The organism is Companilactobacillus sp. HBUAS56275 (assembly GCF_036913655.1).
GTDB classification, from domain to species: domain Bacteria; phylum Bacillota; class Bacilli; order Lactobacillales; family Lactobacillaceae; genus Companilactobacillus; species Companilactobacillus pullicola.
This window is the reverse complement of record NZ_JAYKKK010000004.1, coordinates 24,933-45,437: the sequence shown is the minus strand read 5'-3', so window position 1 is coordinate 45,437 and position 20,505 is coordinate 24,933. Positions and strand designations below refer to the sequence as shown.

Here is a 20,505-nt window from a genome sequence, read left to right as displayed (position 1 = left end):
TGATGAAAACTAATTTTAGAGTGACTAATTAAAATTGCTCTAATGTAGAGAAATTATTAAAGTTAATTGAATTAAATGGTTAAAACGTAAAGTCTAGAATCACGGTCAGGGTAAGGATAGTTAGCGTCAAAGTTTTCGGGAGTGACCTGTTGAAAGCCTTGCTTTTCGTAAAAGTAATGTGAGCGCGTTTCTTTTTCTGGTGTATCCAAAACGATACGGTGGAATGATTGGAGTTTGGCGTAGGACAATAAAATTTGATAAAGCTGAGCCCCTAGATGATGAGGTTGGCCACGATATTGTGGGTAAGTGAAAAACTTTTTTAAAACAGCAGTATTGTCATCCAAAGGTAAAAGAGCAATTGAGCCGACAATTTGATTTTTATCTAAGGCAATCCAGAAATTACCGCCAGTTTTTTGATAGTAAGTTGAAATTTTGAAGATATCGTCTTGTTCTGCCATTTTAATATTTAATTGGGCTTCGATATTTTGACAAAAATTGATTAAATCCACTAATTGTGCCTGATTTCGAGAATTATTTTGATAAGGAATAATTTGCATAGGGGGCCTCGTTTCTTGATGATGATTTAATTGTAATAGGAAACCCTTGATATGTATAATTGATATTATAGATAGCTTTTATCAAAATAATTGATAGTTAGGATAAAATCATGGATATACGTGAGTTGACCACTTTCAAAATGATATCGGAAACACATAATTTCTCAAAAGCAGCGGAATTATTAGGATACACCCAATCCAATGTTTCAATGCAGATCAAAAATCTGGAAGCAGAATTAGGAACTAAATTATTCGATTATCAGAAACGACAGGTTAAGATTACTCAAGCTGGGATAGAACTTTTACCGATGGTGGATAGAACTCTAGAAAATTTCTCTGAGATCAAGACTTGGAATCAACAAGCAGAACGAAAGGGTATTTTAAAAATTGCGGCACCGGAATCATTGACGATTTCGATGGTGGCACCGGCTTTAAAGAAATTCAGACAGAAATATCCCCAAGTTCAAATTGAGTTACAAAATGCTACCTGTCTTCATAATGAAGAAACTTTGTTACGTGGAGAAGTTGATATAGCTTTTATGATGTGGCCCAGTCGTCCTAGTAAAAAATTAATCGATCATGACTTGGGAGAACAAGAAATGGCTTTAGTGGTACCGATTGATAGTAAGGTTTCATTCCAAAAGATAATTGATGATAAAAATGCTCAGTTTATCATTAATGAAGCAGAGTGTAGTTATCGCAATCAGTTCGAAACTGCTGTTTGGCAACAACATCAACGTCAATTTCGAACGACCAGCTTAGATAGTATTGCGGCTATCAAAGCGTCAGTTATAAATGGGTTAGGATTCAGTTACTTACCATTGGCGATGGTAAAAGATGAAATAGAAACAAAAAAATTACAGGTTATTAAAACTGACATTGTAAATCACGTTCACGCCCATTTATTGACTAGAAATTATAAAGAAAGATCCAATTTGATTTCTGAATTTATTCAGATGTTTTAGAACAAAATAACCGTCATTCCAAAAGGAGTGACGGTTATTATTTTTACTGATTTTAAGCGATACCCATAAGTTGCCAAAGTGGAACACAGACGAGTAAGCCAACGATATTTAATAACATGTAACCAATAGACGATTTAGCCATGGCACCACGTGAAGCCATACTATCTTGAACAGCAGCACTACCTGTCAAAATAGGGGCATTCATGTAGGACAAGAGCCAAACATTAACACTAGTTGTTACGATGATAGCAATGATTGCAGGACTAAAACTCATTTGTGAGAAGAATGGAAGTAAGCCGATAGTGATTAAAGTACCTGTAGAGATCAAAGATACAACGACAAACTTACATAGATAAATAATGATTGGCAAAACAATAACGGTAATATAAATGTTTCCGATAATTGGAGAAATAGCTGGAGCAAGAATCTTTCTCAACCAAGTTGTTAAACCAGCGGATTGCATGACGTTACCTAAGGCCATAACAGTACCGATGAAGATGATAGTATTCCAACTCAAACGGGTTTTGAAATCTTCTGGAGTCAAAACTTTTAGAGCAACTAGAACACTGACACCAATGATAGCTGTAACGGCGGCCGGAATATTGAAGACGGACTCCAAAATCCAGAAGACAATAGCGACTAGAATAACAGCGGCGGTGATTTTTTCTTCACGTGACATTGGTCCTAATTCGGCTAATTGTTTGGAAATGAATTCCCGAGAAACAGGTTTATCATCTTTAGGTTTGAAGAGGAAGGTCAATAAGAAATAACCACCAATCAAAATAATGATAGTCCAAGGAATCATCATGACGAACCAATTACCCCAGTTCAATTGAGCTTGAGCTTTAGCAGGTAAGAGTCCTTTAAAAGCATAGTTTTGAGCTGTAGCACTCAAGAAGCTAGCTTCAGTAACGAAGAAGCCCCAAAGAGCAGCTAGAAATAAACCAGAACTACCTTTACCGAAAGGTTTATATCCTAAGGCATTGCTGATTCCTTTTGCAATTGGAGTACTCATGGCTGTTTTAGGATGAGCACTGGGAATCATGGGAGCAATAATTGTTCCGGCCGTGAAGAGGGCTAAAGTTTGGCCTCTAAAATTAGCCGGGAAGAAAGTCATAATTTTTAAAGCAATACGTTTAATTAAACCGGTTTTGGTAGCGGCGGCACCTAAGCCTAAACCACCAATGATGATCCACATTGTCGTTGTCGAGAAAATTTGATAGGCAACTTCGAATTTCACAGCACCTAAAACGACCCAAGAAGATAACATCAATAGACCAGTGGCAAAACTAGGAATAACGTTAAAAATCCAGAAGATATTAGCCGTAACTAGTGAAGCTAGAACAATCATACCTGCATGCGTTAGACCATGAGGAGTTGGAATAAAGAAAGTGATAATAACTCCAAGAACGATCCCAACTATGCCGGCAATTAACTTTTTATGTTTCATAGTGGGTTACCTCTTGTTATTTATTTTCGGATGCTAAAATTTCTTGATTAACTGGGAATTCTGGAACCTTGCCATTTGAAAAATCAATAATGGCTTGAGCAGCACCGAGTCCAAGAGCTTGGTTAGCTTCAACAGTTGTTCCGGCCATATGACTTGTTAGAACTGTATTCTTACTTGTGAAGAGTGGATTGCTTGGATCTGGAGGTTCAGGATTGAAGGAATCAATTGCAGCACCAGCAATAGTACCAGCATTTAAAGCAGCAGCTAGATCATTTTCATTAATGATTCCACCACGAGCCGAATTAATAATGAACGCTGAATCCTTCATAGTAGCTAATTCATTAGCAGTGATCATATTTTTAGTTTCAGGTGTTAATGGCATGTTGATAGAAAGAAAATCAGCTACTGGATAAATATCTTTTAAGTTCTTGTAAAGTTTAACAGGTGATTCTTTCAAATATGGATCGTAACCAACGACATTCATACCAAAGGCTTGAGCTAATTTAACTAACTCTCTACCAATCTTTCCTAATCCTAGAATGGCTAATGTCTTACCACGTAATTCGTTGCCGTTAAGATTGAATTGAGTAGAGAAACCAGGTAGTGAACCAATTTCAGCTAGTTCATCTTTCTTTTCGTGAATCAATTTATTAGAAGTTAAAATTCTTCTACTTAACATCAACATTGTTGTCATAACGTATTCAGCAACGGCAAAAGCATTGGCTCCGTTCACTTTAGCAACTAAAATATTCTTCTTAGTAGCTTCATCGACATCGACGTTATTAATACCAGTACCATTACGAGAAATGATTTTTAGATTTTCACCGGCATCAATCACTTCGGCGGGTAATTCGGATGAACGCATGATAACAGCGTAGGCATCTTTAATTTCTTTCTTCATAGTTTCAACATCTGTTCCAGCAGAAACGTGGACGTCAAAACCATTATCTTTAAGAAGTTGAATCCCTTTATCATCAATCTTTTCACTTAACAAAACTTTCCTCATATGTGGTGGCCTCCTATAAAGTTACGTATGTCACTAATTTAATTTCACAGATAATTATAGTTAATTTTTTCACTAAGACACAGTCACCAAATGGACCCCACACGAACTAAATATTACGTATAAAAACCTTGATAGCCTAATTTACTGGAATTTACAAGCGGTTTCAAAATTAAATTAATCAAAAATAAGAACAAAAAGTTCAGCAGGGGTAAATAAATGGACTGTGCATTAGTGAAAAACATAACTACAATTAATTTGAAAATAGTTGCACAAAGTAAATTGAATGGAGGAAAGACGATGAAGATTGTTAGCGTTGATATTATGAAGGTTCCAAGTGAAGATCCTAGTTTTAGTGGTAATGGTCAAGGATCAAAAGAAGATTGGTGTCCGTTAGTAATCAGAATTAACACGGATACTGATATTTCCGGTTTTGGTGAAGCAGGTCTAGCCTATGGAAAAGGTTGGCGTGGCGGTTTCGGTATGTTGCAGGACTTTAGCCAGGTTATTATCGGTGAAGATCCATTGAACATTGAGAAAATTTGGGACAAACTTTTCAATACTACATATTGGGGAATTGCTGGCGGTGTTGTAGTTAATGCAGCTATTAGTGCTATTGATATTGCTTTGTGGGATATCAAAGGTAAGTATTACAACACACCAACTTATGAAATCCTCGGTGGCAAAACTAATGATCATCTCAGAGCCTATGCTAGTCAGTTGCAATACAACTGGGGTGAACACATCGACAAGTTGAAGCTGATCACACCAGAAGATTATGCTGAAGTGACAAAGAAAGTTATGTCTGAGGGTTATGATGCTTTGAAATTTGATCCAATCATGTTGAGTGACCAACCAGATGGCGGTGGCGAATGGAATACTAAAGGAACGGTTTCCCAGCACGTTATTAAAGTGGCTTATGATCGTGTCAAAGCTATGCGTGAAGTTGGTGGCGATGATTTGGACATCATTATTGATATGCATGCTAACTCAGATACGACTTCTGCTATCAAGATTGGTCAAGCACTTGAAGACTTAAATATTCTTTATTATGAGGAACCAGTCAATACTTTGAATCCAGACAACACTTTGGAAGTTTCCCAAAAGGTTAATATTCCAATCGCTGCTGGTGAAAGAGTCTTCACTCGTTGGGGCTTTAGAAAATTCTTTGAAGATCGTTCTATTAAAGTCGCACAACCAGATCTCTGTTTAGCTGGTGGTATTTCTGAAGCCAAGAAGATTTGTGATATGGCTTATACCTATGACATCAACGCTCAAGTTCATGTTTGTGGAGGTCCAATTGCGATTGCGGCCGCTCTCCAAGTTGAAGCAGTAATTCCTAACTTCTTGATTCATGAAGTTTACCAACGTGCTATCAATGCTAAAGATCGTGCAACATGTAAATATGATGATTATCAACCAGTTAATGGCTTTATTGATATTCCCGACAGACCAGGTATTGGTCAAGAATTGAAACCAGAGGTCATTGCTAAGAGTAAGAAAGTAACTATTAAATAACGGAGGCTTTTAAAATGAAGGATAAATTTATTTTAGGTGGTTATACGGAAGATAGTTATACGCCCAACAATCAGTCAGACGGGATGTACGTTGCTACACTAGATACTGACGAAAAAAAGATTACCGATATTAGCTTATTGGCTAAAGTCGATAATCCAGCTTTCTTGAATTATTCAGATACCGACGGCAAAATTGCAACTGTTTTGACAAAAGATGGTAATCAAGGTGGAGTTGGAATCATCGATGCCAAGACTGGTAAATTAATTTCAGCTAGTTATTTACCTAAGAAACACGGATCTTATGAAGCTTACAATGCGGCTGATAATCTTTATTTCTGGAACGAATTGCCATATACAGTTCCTTCATATATTTCAATCGACAGCGAACATAAGGTTTTATTTGCCGCAAATTATAATACTAATGCTATTCATACTTTTAAAATGAATGATAACTATGAGATCACTGATAGTCATACTTATCCAATCGAAGGTCACGGACCACTAGTTGAACAAGATCACGCTCATATTCATTTTGCCAGAGAATTGCCTGATGGTAGATTGATTGTCTGTGGTTTAGGTTGCGATAAATTATTCATCTACGATGTTAACTTTGATACCGCCGAATTGACTTTGAAGTCAGCCTTTGATGCCAAGCCTGGATTTGGACCTCGTCAATTAGCCATTGCCAAAAAATCTAATTACATCTATGTTTTAGGTGAACTATCCAGCCGTGTCGGCGTTGTCGAATATAACCATGAAACTGGTAAATTGGAAAGAATCGCTGATTACTCTAATATTCCTGAAGGTTACGTTGGTCACAGTGGCTCAGCTGCAATCAGATTGTCACCTGATGAGAAATTCTTGTACATTTCAAATCGTGGACATGATTCAATTACCGTTTATAAGGTTTTGGATGGCGGCAAACATCTTGAGAAGATTCAAAATATTAAGACCGAAGGTGTTTTCCCACGTGACTTTAGTTTGAGCAAGAACGGTGATTTCCTACTTTGTGCAAATCAAAATACTAATGATTTGATTCTTTTCAATCGTGATACTAAGTATGGTTACCTAAGCATCGCGCAAACTGGCATTAAACATGATGCCTGCGTTCGTGTGCTTGAAGCTACTGATTTTCTAGCTTAAAAAAAGAGGCGAAATCAATTGAGATTTCATCCCTTTAGTTCAGAAATTAAATTTTTTAACGAAGGATTTTTATTATCTGGATGATACAGAAACGCTGAAGCGTAATATTTATTAACGTTATCAGTTATTTTAAGAAACTTGATCATTGGATTTTGAGCTTTTTCTTTAGATAAAAACGGACTTGGATAAAAGCCAACACCGTTATTAGCGGCAACCAGCATGTCGCGCTGCTCTAGAGATGAAACACGACTGATCTGTTCTGGCGTTAAGAAGCCATCGAATTTATCGAGAAATACTTCTCTTAAGTAATAAGATTCAGATGAACTGTAGTAAAGGACTTTCATATTTCTTATCTCATCTAAGCTCACTGAATCTTGTTGGCTGAGAGGGCTATTGACACTAACGCCAAGCATCAACTCACCTTCAGCTAATTTGATCATATCCATATCTTTGAAATCCGCACTTTCGCGAGACAAATTGTAATAGGGTGTAACTGCAAAGTCTAGGTTATTACGTTTTAGTAATTGGATTAAACGAATGCCACTTTCTTCTTTTAATTCCAATTTTATTTCGGGATATTTTTTCATAAAGGGTGCAATGATGGTTTCTAAAATGACGGTCTGATTGAGGGATGAAAAGCCGATTCGCAAAGTGGGCGTAGGTTTTTCATTGATCGTCTGCATTTTGGTTAAGGCATCGTTGTACGTGTTGACGATATCTTGTGCAGTAACGACGAATTGCTTACCAGCCTGATTTAATTTAGTACTATTTTTCTTTCGTTCAAATAGTGGGGTGCCGAGTTCATTTTCGATTTGATCCATTTGTTTTGAGACTGCCCGTGGAGAAAGAAATAATTTTTCGGCAGCTGATTTGAAACTACCATTTCTAGCGACAGACAAAAATGTTTTGAGTCGATTGATTTCCATTGCGACGATCCCCCCAATTAAAAAACTTTTACAACTAATATTATACATGAACAATTATTACTTCGATTAATCATTAATATACAAGGAGAAATTTTATGAGTATTCCAAAAATTGAAAAGATGGATGTATATCCTGTTGCTGGTTATGACAGCATGCTACTAAACCTAAGTGGTGCCCATGGCCCATATTTCACAAGAAATATTGTTGTTTTAACAACTGATGAAGGTCAAGTTGGTGTCGGTGAAGTTCCTGGTGGACAAAAGATCACTGACACGTTGAATCAATCAAAAGAATTGGTTATCGGTAGAACAATCGGCGAATATAAGGATGTTCTTTTGAAAGTTAAAGAGAAGTTCTCATATTTGGATAAAGGTGGCCGTGGTCAACAAACTTTTGACCAAAGAATTATGGTTCACGCACTAACAGCTATTGAAACTTCATTCTTGGATTTGTTAGGTAAACATTTCCACGTTCCCGTCGCTGCTCTATTAGGTGATGGTCAACAACGTGAGAAAGTCGGCGTTTTAGGTTACCTATTCTATGTTGGTGATACAAGTAAGACTGACATGCCATACTTACAAGATGATGACAATTCTAGTGACTGGGGCAAACTCCGTCGTAAACCAGCCATGGACCCAGAATCAATTGTTAAGTTGGCTCAAGCTGCTTATGATAAATATGGATTCAAGACTTTCAAACTCAAGGGTGGTGTCTTTGATGGTGAAGAGGAAGTTGCTGCTATCAAAGCACTTCACGAGGCTTTCCCAGAAGCCAAACTTGATTTAGATCCAAATGGTGCTTGGTCATTAAAACAAGCTGTTCACTACGCTGATGAATTGAAAGGTATACTTCATTATATTGAAGATCCTTGTGGTGGCGAGGATGGTTTCTCAGGTCGTGAAATTTTGTCTGAGTTCCAACAAATCACGCACATGCCTACAGCTACAAATATGGTTGATACTGATTGGCGTCAAATGTCACATGCCATTGCTTTGAACTCTGTTTCAATTCCATTAGCTGACCCACACTTCTGGACTATGGAGGGTGCTGTCCGTGTAGCTCAATTGTGTAATGAATTTAATTTGAATTGGGGAGTACATTCTAATAACCACTTTGATATTTCATTGGCCATGGTCGCTAATGCTGCTGCCGCTGCTCCAGGTCGTGTCTATGATGTTGATACTCATTGGATCTGGCAAGATGGTCAAAACTTAACTAAGAATCCATATAAGATTGAAAATGGTCAATTAACTGTTCCTAAGACTAATGAAGGTTTGGGAGTAGAAATTGATTTGGATAAGATTAAGAAGGCCAACGAATTGTATATTGAGAAAGATTTAGGTGCGCGTGACGATGCGAAAGCTATGCAATTCTTAATTCCAAATTGGAAATTTGATCCAAAGAAACCTTCAATGGTTAGATAAAAAAATATTATTCGTAATGTCTCGTAATTATCGGCTAATTTTTGGTAATTACGAGGCTTTTTTTATACTATATAAGGGAACGGTTGAATAAATTTTTTAATAATAGTACCATAGCAACTAACGTTTTAATTCAATTGGAAATTCATCGGAGGTCCTGTTTTATTTGGACCGGATAAGATGCTAGTTAGCTGAAAGCTACTAGTGTCTTATTTTTTTCAAAAGAATTAGAACTCTAATTAAAGGGGGTTCTTATGAAAGTCATAATGCCGTATATTAAACGCTATCGCAAAGATGTCTATATTTCGTTGATCTCAATCATTGCTTTAGTGTTTGCAACGCTTTGGCAGCCGCGATTATTGCAAGTAATCATGAATGCAATTTTGAAAGGCGACAATAAAACTATCATTCAACAAGGAATTATGTTGATTGCATTGGCAATAGTTGGTATTGCTGCCGGTATAGTCAATACGATTTACTCAGCTCATGTAGCCTTGGGGGTTGCGACTGATCTGCGGTCGGATCTGTATGAGAAAGTACAATCCTTTGCCTATGCAGATGTCGAAAAGTTTTCTGCTTCAAATTTAGTTGTCAGAATGACGAATGATATTAATCAAGTCCAACAAATCGTCATGGCAGCTTTTCAACAAGTCAGTCGTATTCCGTTACTATTTATGGGTGCATTTATCTTAGCGATGGTAACAATGCCACAACAATGGTGGGTTATTATCGCCATGATGGTTATTGTCATATCTGTCAGTTATTACACATTCCACAAGATGAGTCGATATTTTGCTGAAACTCAACAAGATATTGAAGATGTTAATACTGTTGCTCGAGAAAATCTGATGGGGATTAGGGTTGTTAAGTCCTTTGTGCAAGAATCACATGAAATCAAGAAATTCTCTGCTACTTCAGATAGATTGACTAGAGTTACAGCAAAGATTGGTTACACATTCGGTGTTTTGATGCCAATCTTCTTCTTAACAGCTAATATTGCGGTTGTTGTATCAGTTTACTTGGTTGGACAAAGTATAACGGTTTACCCCGGATACTTAGCTGCAATTACGAGTTTTATTTCTTATTTGATGCAAATTCTGTTCGCAGTTATCAATGGGAGTTTCTTAATGATGGGAGCTTCCAGAGCTAATATTTCCTTAGGACGTATTGGAGAAGTTTTGAAAACAGAACCAAGTATGTCATATGTTGAAGGAAAGCCTGATCCCGTTGAAGGGGACATTGAATTCGATCATGTAACTTTCACTTATCCAGGTGACGCAACACCTACTTTAAAGGATGTCAGTTTTACTATAAAAGCAGGGGAAATGATTGGAATTGTTGGAGCTACAGGTTCTGGTAAGACAACGCTGGCTCAATTGATTGCTCGTTTATATGATCCAGATTCAGGTTCCGTTAAAGTTGGTGGAATAGATGTCCGTCAGTTACCTGAAAAATCGTTACGTGAAACGGTGGCTTATGTATTACAGCGTTCAACGCTTTTCTCTGGTACCATTTCAGCAAACTTACGTCAGGTTAAGCGGAATGCCACACAGATGCAGATGCAGTGGGCAGCCAACATTGCTCAGGCGTCTGAATTTATTGAACGATTACCGATGACTTACAATGCGCCAGTTGAAGAGCGTTCCTCCAACTTCTCTGGTGGTCAACAACAACGTCTATCAATTACACGTGGTGTTATTGCACAACCGAAAATTCTGATTCTTGATGATGCTACATCGGCATTGGATGCTAGATCGGAAAAACTGGTTCAAGATGCTTTGGATAAAGATTTGACCGGTACTACAACAGTCGTTATTGCAGAAAAAATTTCTTCGATTTTACGAGCAGATCATATCCTGGTCCTCGATGAAGGAAAAGTCGTTGGTAACGGTAATCATAAAGAATTGGTTGCGAATAATTCGTACTATCAAGAGATTTATAATACGCAAAAAGCTAGAGAGGAGGGGAGATCATGAGTGATTTAAAAAATGCTGGTAGATATTATTGGCACTATTTGAAAAGATATTGGTTTGGATTTCTCATGACAACCATCCTGATTGGTATTTCCACTGCCTGTGTGGTTATCGCCCCTACCTATTTAGGACGTGCTGTTTCTGAATTAACGACTTATTTGCAACAGTGGACTAATACTTCAACACGTGCTAATGCTAGTCTAGGAACATTTAATAAGACTTTGTGGATTTACCTAGGTTTGTACTTGGGTGATGCTATAACAATTCTTGGCGCTGGGATGATTTTAGCCAGAATTACGGCCTATTCTACTGGAACAATGCGTGTAGGCTTATTCCGTAAAATGCAACGAATGCAGATCAAATACTTTGACTCCCATAGTGATGGGGATGTCCTAGCACGTTATACATCTGACCTAGATAATATCTTCAATGCAATGAACCAAGCATTAATTGATATTTTCTTATCAGTTGCTCAATTTATCGGAATTTTGATTGTTATGTTTAATCAAAATGTGACGATGGCTTGGGTAACAATGGGGTCAACACCAGTTGCTTTGATCATTGCAGTGTACGTCATGAAAAAAGCCGGCGTGGCTGTTAATCATCAACAAGATGATATTGGTAAAATGAATGGTTATATCAATGAACAAGTGACTGCTCAAAAAGTTATCATCACCAATGGTTTACAAAAGGACTCCGTTGCCGGATTTAAAAAACACAATGAAAAAGTACGTAAATCGGCGATGTCTGGTCAAATTTGGTCAGGTATCTTGAATCCATTGATGCAAGGGATGGCCTTACTTAACACAGCTATCGTTATCTTCTTTGGATCATGGTTTGCTTTGAATGGTACCTTATCGACTGGTGCAGCCTTAGCTTTGGTGGTTGTTTTCGTTAACTATGCTCAACAGTACTATCAACCAATTATGGCATTGACGAGTTTATACGGAATGATTCAATTGGCTATTACTGGGGCTCGTCGTGTCGATGAGGTTAGAAATCAACCTGATGAAGTTCAACCCGATGAAGGAAAGAAATTACCAGGAATTAAAGATGAATTGGATATTTCGGATGTTCACTTTAGCTATTTGCCAGGTAAAGAGATTCTGCATGGTGTATCTATTAAAGTTCACAAGAGTGAAATGGTTGCTTTAGTTGGTCCGACTGGATCAGGTAAGACAACAGTTATGAACCTCTTGAACCGTTTCTATGATGTCGATAGTGGAAAAATCACGATTGACGGTACCGATGTTCGAGATTTCTCACTAAAAGAATTACGTAAAAATGTCGGGATTGTTTTACAGGATCCACAATTATTCTCCGGAACAATTGCCGACAATATTCGTTTTGGAGATCCTGATGCCAGCATGGATAAAGTCGTTGCTGCCGCTAAGGAAGCTAATATTCATGATTTTGTTACTAGCTTGCCTGATGGTTATGAGACCAAGGTTTCAGATGAAAAGAATGTTTTCTCTGCTGGTCAAAAGCAATTGATGTCGATTGCCAGAACAATTTTGACTGATCCACAATTTTTGATTTTGGATGAAGCTACTTCTAACGTCGATACTGTTACAGAAGCTAATATCCAAGCGGCGATGGATCGAGTGCTTCAAGGTAGAACTAGTTTTGTAATTGCTCACCGACTTAAGACAATTTTGAACGCTGATAAGATTGTTGTCTTGAGGGATGGAAATATTATTGAACAAGGTAACCACGACGAATTGTTAGCTGAAAACGGCTTCTATGCTGAGTTGTATCATAATCAAATGGTTACAGATTAAATTACGTAATGAAGTCTTTCAAATTTTAAATTTGGAAGGCTTTTTTGTTTGATCATCATTCTTGACAAGTCTATTTGAAGTGTAAAAATGTTATTTTTACTGGAACCTCGTAAACTGGAGAAAAGGTTAGGGGTAAGGGAGATGAAAAAGAAACGTCAAATTCTAATCAGTATACTTTTTAGTATGATGCTAATTTTCACCGCCACGAGTTTCAATAAAAATAGTTCTGAGGATAAAATTTTGTCCAAAATAGTACCTGTAACAATTACCGCAAAGGCTGCAGTTACGCCATATCACACGCCCACAGCTGATCCGATAATCCTATTATTTATTTGGTTGACCTCGGGTTATAATTTGCAACCTGAAAATCAATATTCGTATGTAAATAATCCTAAAACTTTGTACACAGACTCAGGTCGCTCAGTTGTGGACGCACTTTTAGGCCTACTATCGAGTCCACACTACACTTGGTATCAGTCAACTGATGGGCAGAATTGGACTCAAATGTCACAGACATCTAAGGAATTGACAGTGACGCCAAGTAAAGTCGGAACAGTTTATTATCAACAGATGACTCGTTGGTATGGTTTAATACCAGGCTTATTGGATACCATTGTATATTCCAAAGTAGCTTTTATAACGACTTTTCCCAATCCAATTGCAGCTACAGATTTGAGTGTAAAAGCTAATGATAAATATTTATATAATAATCAATCTAATGCTGTGACAACCTATGTGACAGGAACGCCGACTCCAGTTGATGCTACGGGAAATATTGTTTGGAAAGTTGATAATACGAGTTTAGCGACTGTCGATAGTAGAACTGGCTTAGTGACTGCGAATAAAAACGGTGAATCTGGGACAGTACGGGTAACAGGAACAATGGCCAATACTGATGGAACCAGTGCCAGTGGTTTCGTTGATATTAAAATTGGTGGAGGTCTAGATGATCAGACGGTTGATGAGGGGCAAAAAACTAACTTTACGATTCAAGGGACATTTGATGAAGAACCAACTAATGTTGTTTGGCATAAGGTTGATACTTCTGGTAAGGATACGGTCGTAAACAATAACAATAGTGAACCTTTGATTTATACGACACCAGACACAGTTTACGCTGACAATGGAACCAAATATTATGCTGTTCTGACAGTGACGAGTGGCGATAGTACGACTACTGTTACTACAAATAAAGCTAATTTGACGGTTAGAAAAAATATTGTTCCTGACGTTTCAATTAATAACACTATTTTCAATAATAGTTATGAAGATCATAATAGTGAAAATACAACAATAAGTAATGTTGCTGAAAATGATAAAGTGATGCACCAAATCAATATTAAAGATGGAAATCTGAATTCAGCGTTGACGAGAGCAGAAGTAGAAATTAAACTTCCTAAGACTTCACAAGTTGACGGTATTAAAGTGAATGGTCAAGATTTTTCAGATTATACGAATGTGACAGATCCTGATAATTCGCAGGGATCAGTTTTGACTATACGTAATTTAAATTTCGCAACTACTAAAGATTTCACTATTGAAATTAATTCGACCGTAGGAAAAAATGAAGCTTTGTCATTTGACTCCGTCGTGAGTGTTAACGGCTATGATACTAACGGTAAATTGCTGGGAAGATATTTACCCGGACAAGAGTTGAAGTTGAATTTTGCTGACAATAGTATCAGTCTGCAGGCGAAGGATTGGAACTATAAGACGATTAACTCTCACACAACAAGTTCCTTGCTTGATAGGGAAAAAGTTGAAGGCAGCCATTTAGAAGTTGTCGATAAACGCCGTAATAAGCAAGCCTTAACTTTATATTTATCGCAGAAGGAGCCGTTTAAATCTGATGAAAAAATTTTGAATTCAGAAATGCGTTATTATCAGGCTAATGGCAATTATGAAATCTTGAATGAAAATGGAACTTTGGTTTCTGAAACAATTGCTGATGAGACACTTGATTCGGTTACTTGGTTAGATCATGAAGGACCTAAGTTGTATATTGGCAATGGCGTACACAAAGCAGGTGTCTATACGGCAAAACTGGAGTGGTCGCTAGTTGAATCGGTTAAATAAAAGCTAAAAAGAGCCTTATCCTACTCGCGTTGACTAGGACAAGGCTCTTTGCGTTTGATGCTTAATGAATTATCAATGTAATGAAATTATAGAACAATTTCAAACCATAAAGGATAATTACAGCGCCACAGATCATATTGATAGTCCGTAAAACCTTGGCGTTAAATTTATCCTTGAACTTAGCGATAACAAGATTCAAGCCGATAAACCAAACAAATGAGGCGATGACGACACCGCCAATGAAGATGGGATAACTATTGACCGGTAATGTGACTTGAAAAGCCCCCAACATCAGTGATCCATCAATGATTGCTTGTGGATTGAACCAAATCAATACGAAAGCTGATGAAATGGTTTTAAACATGGTTAATTCAGTTTCTTTACTGCCGATTTCTGTTGCTTCTGTTCGAAGAAGATTGATGCCCATGTAAATTACAATCAAACTTCCAAAGAGAAGAATAGCTAATTTTAGCCATTCGAACTGTTTCATGATTGCTCCGATACCGAAGAAGCAAGCGATTGATAAGGTAATATCAAATAAAGCTACAAAAAAGGCAGCGAGATATGAACGGCGTCGTGACTGAGTTAACGCATTATTGATCACAAATAAATTTGCTAAACCAATCGGCGCTTCAATCGCGAATCCCATAGTTAGTCCTTGTAGAAAAAAGTTCATATTTTTTACCTCCCTTGCCAACCAAATTAAGGTTTATAATTTAAGCACAGTAATGATTATATAAGTGTTTTTCAAAATAGTAACCAACCAAGTTAATTATATAAACCCAACCAAAAGGAGCACAAAATGAGAAGAGAATCTCCAGTCGTAATAGATTGGCAACCAAATAAAAAAGATACTATGCCAATTTATCGCCAAATCGTAAAGTATATTTGTGATAAAGTCGCCAGTGGACAGTGGCAGATCGGCACTAGATTGCCGTCACAACGGGATTTAGCCAAAATGTTTCACGTGAATCGTAGTACTATTTCCACGGCCATTGATGAGTTGACTTCATACGGGATTATTTCTGGAAAGTATGGCGCAGGCACCCAAATTATCAGTAATACTTGGTCATTGATGTTGCCAACGGCCTTGAATTGGAAAAAATATATTTCCGCTGGCTATTTTCAAGAAAACACGCGACGTATTCAACAAATCAATCATTGGGAATTTGCTCCAAAGATAACCCGTTTAGGGACAGGTGAACTGGATCCTCGACTCTTCCCTAGAAAAATGTGGTCGGAAATCATGCAAAAACTGAGCACCGAGATTACTTCACTAGGGTATGCCGAACCTTTAGGTTTATTAGAATTACGAATGGCGATTGCTAAACACATGCAAAAGTTGGGTATAGATGCTGGAGTGAACAATATTTTGATCACTTCTGGTGCCTTGCAGGCGTTGCAACTGATTGCTTCCTGTTTGTTAGAAGATGGCAGCACTGTTTTCACAGAAGCACCGAGTTATTTGAAATCACTTCAAACATTTCAATCCATGGGATTAAATTTGGACGGAATACCCATGGATTCAGAAGGGATGGAGTATTGGCGCATCGAAAAGAGATTGAAGAACACCGAATCAGTTTTATACACTATCCCGACTAATCATAATCCAACCGGTACCACTATGTCCGATTTCAGACGTCACGAATTGATGGAATTTTGTATACAAAATAGACTTCCAATCATAGAAGATGGAGTCTATCAGGAATTATGTTTTGATGAGCAGCCAACCGCCTTAAAAGCCATGGATAAAAACGGAATGGTCATGTATTTAGGCAGTGCTTCAAAAGCCTTGGCACCAGGGTTAAGAATTGGCTGGGTCATCGCATCTGAACCAGTTATCCAGCGATTAGGAGATACCAAGATGCAGATGGATTATGGAGCCAGTTCCTTATCACAATTGGTGTTCGCTGAATTTTTGAATAGTGGTTTGTATGACGAATATTTGGTGGATTTGAAGAAGGAATTAAAGAAACGTCGAGACAATGCGTTGAAAGTTTTGGAAGATAATTTCCAAGGAATCGCCACTTGGAATCGACCTATCGGTGGCTTTTATATTTGGCTGACATTTAAAAACGATATTGAAGTTGAGGATTTGTTTGAGAAAGCCTTGGATGTGGGGATTCTTTTGAATACTGGAGATATTTATGATTTTAAAAAGAGCCGATCTATTCGGTTGTCCTTTGCTTATACTACTTGTGAGGAATTTAGTGTCGCTATGGGAAAATTAAGAATGCTCTTATGAAGTAGGATAACTTTTATAATGTTTCTCGTCTAAGGTGTATTATATGATTACTGTTTAATAAAATTGAATGTCAATAATTGTAAAAATTTGGAGATAAAGCATGGAATCTGATGGTAAAAAAAATATAAATGATGAGGATGAATATTCGGAATTCATAAGTGATATACGAAATTCTGAGAATAATAATTCTTTGTTCTTTTTTGTTGGTGCAGGTGTATCAATATCGCAAGGTTATCCTACATGGAATGACTATGTTAGTCAGTTAATTGAATATTGGAAGTATCATCTTTCTGAACTGTATAAAAAAGACATAGCGAATGGTAGTAACACTAAGAAGATTTCATTTAAACAGTTAGAGTTATTGGATGAACTTAAGAAGTCTTCAATGTCAAATAAGAGAAAAGTTGACTTTATAGATACGTTGATACGAAATATCTGTGATGAAGTTTCTAATAGTGATACACAAATTAGTGAGCAATACTACAGATCTGCAGCACTAGGATTTGAGAAATTTCTGTTTCTTAATGTGGAGCCTATAAAAATAGTGAATGATATACTGAATGAGCTTTTAAACATAAGATCTACTTTTATAACTACAAATTATGATTCTCAAATAGAAGGATGTTATAGAGAAAAATTTGGGATAAAACCCGAAGTAATAATGGACTTTCATGATGATTTCACTAAAGAGAATGTGCACAAAGTTATACACCTTCATGGTACGCCTTTAAGTAACCCTCAATATTTTATAAATTCATCTGAAGGATACTCAAAAATTTATTATGATTCATTGGATAAATATAAAGAAAAAATTGCGGAGTTATTTAAGCAAAAAGTCAATCCTATAATAATATTTATTGGATGTAGTATGGAAGAAGACGAAGTATTATCCCTATTTGACCTGAAAAATAAAAAATATAAATATTATTCACTTATGAAGTATGATAAAAAAACTCCGGAATTAAGCAAATTTACTAAGGAATATTATGAATGTAGCAAGAATATAAAATATATTTGGTATGGAAACGAATATGGTGATTTACCTATATTTATTAGACAAATGTTAGAGGATAAAGATAGTAGAGTTATGGATAGCATGACACCAAAAGATATGGAAAATATATTGATTGGTGAAAATATGGTAGATAAAACTTCCTTTGTAAGTGTAATAAACAAACAATTATCTATAGGAAATTCACATGTCCTAGACTCAGCTTTTAGTAAGTATGATAGTTTAGATTCAAATAGGGTTATGAGAAATATAAATATGTCATTTGAATCTAGTCTAATAAATAAGGACTTCTATAGTGTTACGGCTTATATTCCAAATTATTGGAAACAAATTGACAAATACTTTAATGAATTAGATATTAATGGCAAATCTATAGTAATTGATTATTTGGAGGATTATTCCATTAATGGCTTTTCTCTTTCCGAATACATGATAAGTATTCTGTTAAATAATTCATCTCAGAAAGGCGAAGATTTTAGAATAGATTATTATGAAAAGTTTCTTAGAGGTATATATTCTAATGAATATTATGATTTTAGAGTCGAATCACAGGATTTAAATGCTTTATGGCTTATAGATCATGTGTCTAAAAATCATAGTGTATATCTAGGATTCATTGATAAACAAACTTTTGGGTTTAATGAAACTTTATTTGAAAAATTAATTCAAAATTTAGATTCGATGGATAAAACATTAATGCTTTATGATTATCGTTATTTAATCGATGAAACGGGAGTCGGATTACTTAAATACTTAATAGAAAAAGACAAATTGAATCTTACTGATGGACAATTATTGAGGTTTAAGAAAGCAAAAATAGTTCAAAGAATTTATTGTAATTTAATTTTGAATGGATTTAGAGTTCCAAAAGAAACAAGAGATGAAATCGTGAGAAATATTAGCGAAACATACAAATTTTATGGCAAGGAAATGAATATATTTCTATCGAAATATAAGAAAAACTATGATAAGAAATCTGATTTTTATATTGATGGTATTTATTCTGACTCAAAGTTAACAATTAATGAATATAATAATTTTTTACCTATAAGAATTTCAAAGAGTAATGAAGAGATTGATAGGCTTATATCAAAACTAAAAGAAGTTACCTTTAAAAGTAATGCGGATATACAAATTGACATAATGGATCAAGATAATGAAATAGATAAGTCTTTAAGCAACTCGAAAATATGGATAGAGAACAAAGATGGAGTTATTTACTTTCTGAATGGATTGATCAATGACGATGAATTAAGAAAAACGTATAGAAGATCAATCATGAAATCAGTAATTTATGGTTATAGTACTGATCATATAAAACCTGAATTCATAAACAATTATTTTGATATAGAAAAAAGCAATAATAAAGATATATTTGATTTTTTGGATGAGGAATTATTTACAGAGATTATAAAAAAAGAAGACTTTGATAAAATTGAAGGTCGCTTTATGTCCTTTAAAATGAATGAGTTAAATACAAAGAACAATAACACCGATATTATAGAGAATGGGAACATAAATTTAGATGAATTTATAAATACTGATCTGGGCCACTACACTCAAATTATTAAACAAATTTCTACAGATGATTTGAAAAGAAATGAAACCTTAATAAAATCGAAAATAGGATCTGTAGATAATAAATATAGACCTTATTTGAAGGGAATGTTTATTGAATTGTTTGATGATGAAATTGATTTTGAGTCAATAAATACATTTTTGGGCTTTTCTCATAATTATAGATTTGTTTTAAATGGTGAGTACGTTAGAAAATTTTCAAATTTGGTAAGAAATTGTTTTTTTGAAAATAAAATAAGAGATAACTTTACGATATATAATATGAGTATAGCGCTGGTTGAGAATATTGATCCATTAGAAAATAATCAACATATTGTGACTTTAAACAAAAAGCAAAGTGAATTTGATGAACAAATATTCAAGCGTATATTAAATTTATTCTTTAAAAAGAAAATTAAGTCAAAATTTAAAGGCAATTGGGTAGAATTTTTTTTAAGGGAATGTGGGTATACTCAATCTCTCATTAATTTTATAATATATTCTGCTAATGATATCGATATTAGTAATTTAAGAATATTAAAAGATTTACTTAAACAGAATATGAATAAAGAATTAAGTAAAGTCAGAAGTACCTCTTTTTATAGTATTCAAAATATGAATTTGTTGGATGTAGAAAAAATAGATATTATTATTGATTTGTTAGAAATACTGCTCCAAGAAAATGTTATGAAGGAGGATACTTATTTTATGAGTTCAATGAATTCCTTTTTAAAGACGCTAAAATCGGATAGTTTAGATAAACAAATAAATAATGTGATAGATATTTTGACGAGATTTGTTCCTTCAAGTGAGATAGAGGAATTAAAACGTGAATATTTATAAATTGTTCTCAAGAAATGGATCCACTTTGGAATGTTA

14 protein-coding genes are annotated in these 20,505 nt (G+C 35.6%); 9 read left to right on the top strand and 5 right to left on the bottom strand.

The features are described from left to right. Positions 1–71 precede the first annotated feature (71 nt). Positions 72–557, bottom strand: coding sequence for a GNAT family N-acetyltransferase (locus U8526_RS08720; RefSeq protein ID WP_334341577.1), 486 nt, complete (start codon positions 555–557; stop codon positions 72–74). Between the two features lie 110 nt (positions 558–667). On the opposite strand from U8526_RS08720, the gene U8526_RS08715 reads away from it, so the two are divergent. Further along, on the top strand, positions 668–1,522 hold the full coding sequence (locus U8526_RS08715) for a LysR family transcriptional regulator (RefSeq protein ID WP_334341576.1): 855 nt from the start codon (positions 668–670) through the stop codon (positions 1,520–1,522). Between the two features lie 52 nt (positions 1,523–1,574). Here the strand turns inward: U8526_RS08715 and U8526_RS08710 are convergent, their stop codons facing one another. Together U8526_RS08710 and U8526_RS08705 are read right to left on the bottom strand one after the other, a co-directional pair. Beyond that, on the bottom strand, positions 1,575–2,972 hold the full coding sequence (locus U8526_RS08710) for an SLC13 family permease (RefSeq protein WP_334341575.1): 1,398 nt from the start codon (positions 2,970–2,972) through the stop codon (positions 1,575–1,577). A gap of 16 nt (positions 2,973–2,988) precedes the next feature. After that, on the bottom strand, positions 2,989–3,978 hold the full coding sequence (locus tag U8526_RS08705; protein ID WP_334341574.1) for a hydroxyacid dehydrogenase: 990 nt from the start codon (positions 3,976–3,978) through the stop codon (positions 2,989–2,991). Between the two features lie 297 nt (positions 3,979–4,275). Here U8526_RS08705 and U8526_RS08700 point away from each other — a divergent pair, with 297 nt between their 5' ends. Further along, positions 4,276–5,493 carry a mandelate racemase/muconate lactonizing enzyme family protein gene (locus tag U8526_RS08700; protein WP_334341573.1) on the top strand — a complete coding sequence of 406 codons (1,218 nt, stop codon included), beginning with the start codon at positions 4,276–4,278 and terminating at the stop codon, positions 5,491–5,493. A 14-nt stretch (positions 5,494–5,507) separates the two neighbouring features. Continuing rightward, on the top strand, positions 5,508–6,635 hold the full coding sequence (locus U8526_RS08695) for a lactonase family protein (protein WP_334341572.1): 1,128 nt from the start codon (positions 5,508–5,510) through the stop codon (positions 6,633–6,635). Between the two features lie 26 nt (positions 6,636–6,661). On the opposite strand, the gene U8526_RS08690 is transcribed toward U8526_RS08695, so the two are convergent. After that, positions 6,662–7,561: a LysR family transcriptional regulator gene (locus tag U8526_RS08690; protein ID WP_334341571.1), complete on the bottom strand. Its 900-nt coding sequence runs from the start codon at positions 7,559–7,561 to the stop codon at positions 6,662–6,664. Positions 7,562–7,656: 95 nt separating this feature from the next. On the opposite strand from U8526_RS08690, the gene U8526_RS08685 reads away from it, so the two are divergent. The 4 genes from U8526_RS08685 (at position 7,657) to U8526_RS08670 (ending at position 14,812) form a co-directional block, all read left to right on the top strand. Beyond that, positions 7,657–8,985, top strand: coding sequence for an enolase C-terminal domain-like protein (locus U8526_RS08685; protein WP_334341570.1), 1,329 nt, complete (start codon positions 7,657–7,659; stop codon positions 8,983–8,985). A gap of 251 nt (positions 8,986–9,236) precedes the next feature. Next, on the top strand, positions 9,237–10,958 hold the full coding sequence (locus U8526_RS08680) for an ABC transporter ATP-binding protein (protein WP_334341569.1): 1,722 nt from the start codon (positions 9,237–9,239) through the stop codon (positions 10,956–10,958). Then, the gene (locus U8526_RS08675) at positions 10,955–12,736 is read left to right on the top strand and encodes an ABC transporter ATP-binding protein (protein ID WP_334341568.1); all 1,782 of its coding nucleotides are present in this window, start codon (positions 10,955–10,957) and stop codon (positions 12,734–12,736) included. Before U8526_RS08680 ends, U8526_RS08675 begins: the two co-directional genes overlap by 4 nt. A gap of 141 nt (positions 12,737–12,877) precedes the next feature. Then, the gene (locus U8526_RS08670) at positions 12,878–14,812 is read left to right on the top strand and encodes a hypothetical protein (RefSeq protein ID WP_334341567.1); all 1,935 of its coding nucleotides are present in this window, start codon (positions 12,878–12,880) and stop codon (positions 14,810–14,812) included. 61 nt (positions 14,813–14,873) lie between these two features. Here the strand turns inward: U8526_RS08670 and U8526_RS08665 are convergent, their stop codons facing one another. Then, positions 14,874–15,488, bottom strand: a complete 615-nt coding sequence (locus U8526_RS08665; protein ID WP_334341566.1) for a LysE/ArgO family amino acid transporter — start codon at positions 15,486–15,488, stop codon at positions 14,874–14,876. Positions 15,489–15,614: 126 nt separating this feature from the next. On the opposite strand from U8526_RS08665, the gene U8526_RS08660 reads away from it, so the two are divergent. Both U8526_RS08660 and U8526_RS08655 read left to right on the top strand, forming a co-directional pair. After that, on the top strand, positions 15,615–17,057 hold the full coding sequence (locus U8526_RS08660; RefSeq protein WP_334341565.1) for an aminotransferase-like domain-containing protein: 1,443 nt from the start codon (positions 15,615–15,617) through the stop codon (positions 17,055–17,057). A 100-nt stretch (positions 17,058–17,157) separates the two neighbouring features. Further along, positions 17,158–20,469 (top strand): SIR2 family protein, encoded by a 3,312-nt coding sequence (locus tag U8526_RS08655; RefSeq protein ID WP_334341564.1) that lies wholly within the window; start codon positions 17,158–17,160, stop codon positions 20,467–20,469. The last annotated feature ends 36 nt before the right edge of the window (positions 20,470–20,505 follow it).

Excerpts from the sequence above, each read along its gene's own strand:
- U8526_RS08710 (WP_334341575.1), bottom strand. The coding sequence starts at position 2,972 with ATGAAACATAAAAAGTTAATTGCCGGCATAGTTGGGATCGTTCTTGGA.
- U8526_RS08685 (WP_334341570.1), top strand. The coding sequence starts at position 7,657 with ATGAGTATTCCAAAAATTGAAAAGATGGATGTATATCCTGTTGCTGGT.
- U8526_RS08680 (WP_334341569.1), top strand. The coding sequence starts at position 9,237 with ATGAAAGTCATAATGCCGTATATTAAACGCTATCGCAAAGATGTCTAT.
- U8526_RS08715 (WP_334341576.1), top strand. The coding sequence starts at position 668 with ATGGATATACGTGAGTTGACCACTTTCAAAATGATATCGGAAACACAT.
- U8526_RS08670 (WP_334341567.1), top strand. The coding sequence starts at position 12,878 with ATGAAAAAGAAACGTCAAATTCTAATCAGTATACTTTTTAGTATGATG.
- U8526_RS08655 (WP_334341564.1), top strand. The coding sequence starts at position 17,158 with ATGGAATCTGATGGTAAAAAAAATATAAATGATGAGGATGAATATTCG.
- U8526_RS08700 (WP_334341573.1), top strand. The coding sequence starts at position 4,276 with ATGAAGATTGTTAGCGTTGATATTATGAAGGTTCCAAGTGAAGATCCT.
- U8526_RS08705 (WP_334341574.1), bottom strand. The coding sequence starts at position 3,978 with ATGAGGAAAGTTTTGTTAAGTGAAAAGATTGATGATAAAGGGATTCAA.
- U8526_RS08675 (WP_334341568.1), top strand. The coding sequence starts at position 10,955 with ATGAGTGATTTAAAAAATGCTGGTAGATATTATTGGCACTATTTGAAA.
- U8526_RS08665 (WP_334341566.1), bottom strand. The coding sequence starts at position 15,488 with ATGAACTTTTTTCTACAAGGACTAACTATGGGATTCGCGATTGAAGCG.
- U8526_RS08720 (WP_334341577.1), bottom strand. The coding sequence starts at position 557 with ATGCAAATTATTCCTTATCAAAATAATTCTCGAAATCAGGCACAATTA.
- U8526_RS08690 (WP_334341571.1), bottom strand. The coding sequence starts at position 7,561 with ATGGAAATCAATCGACTCAAAACATTTTTGTCTGTCGCTAGAAATGGT.
- U8526_RS08660 (WP_334341565.1), top strand. The coding sequence starts at position 15,615 with ATGAGAAGAGAATCTCCAGTCGTAATAGATTGGCAACCAAATAAAAAA.
- U8526_RS08695 (WP_334341572.1), top strand. The coding sequence starts at position 5,508 with ATGAAGGATAAATTTATTTTAGGTGGTTATACGGAAGATAGTTATACG.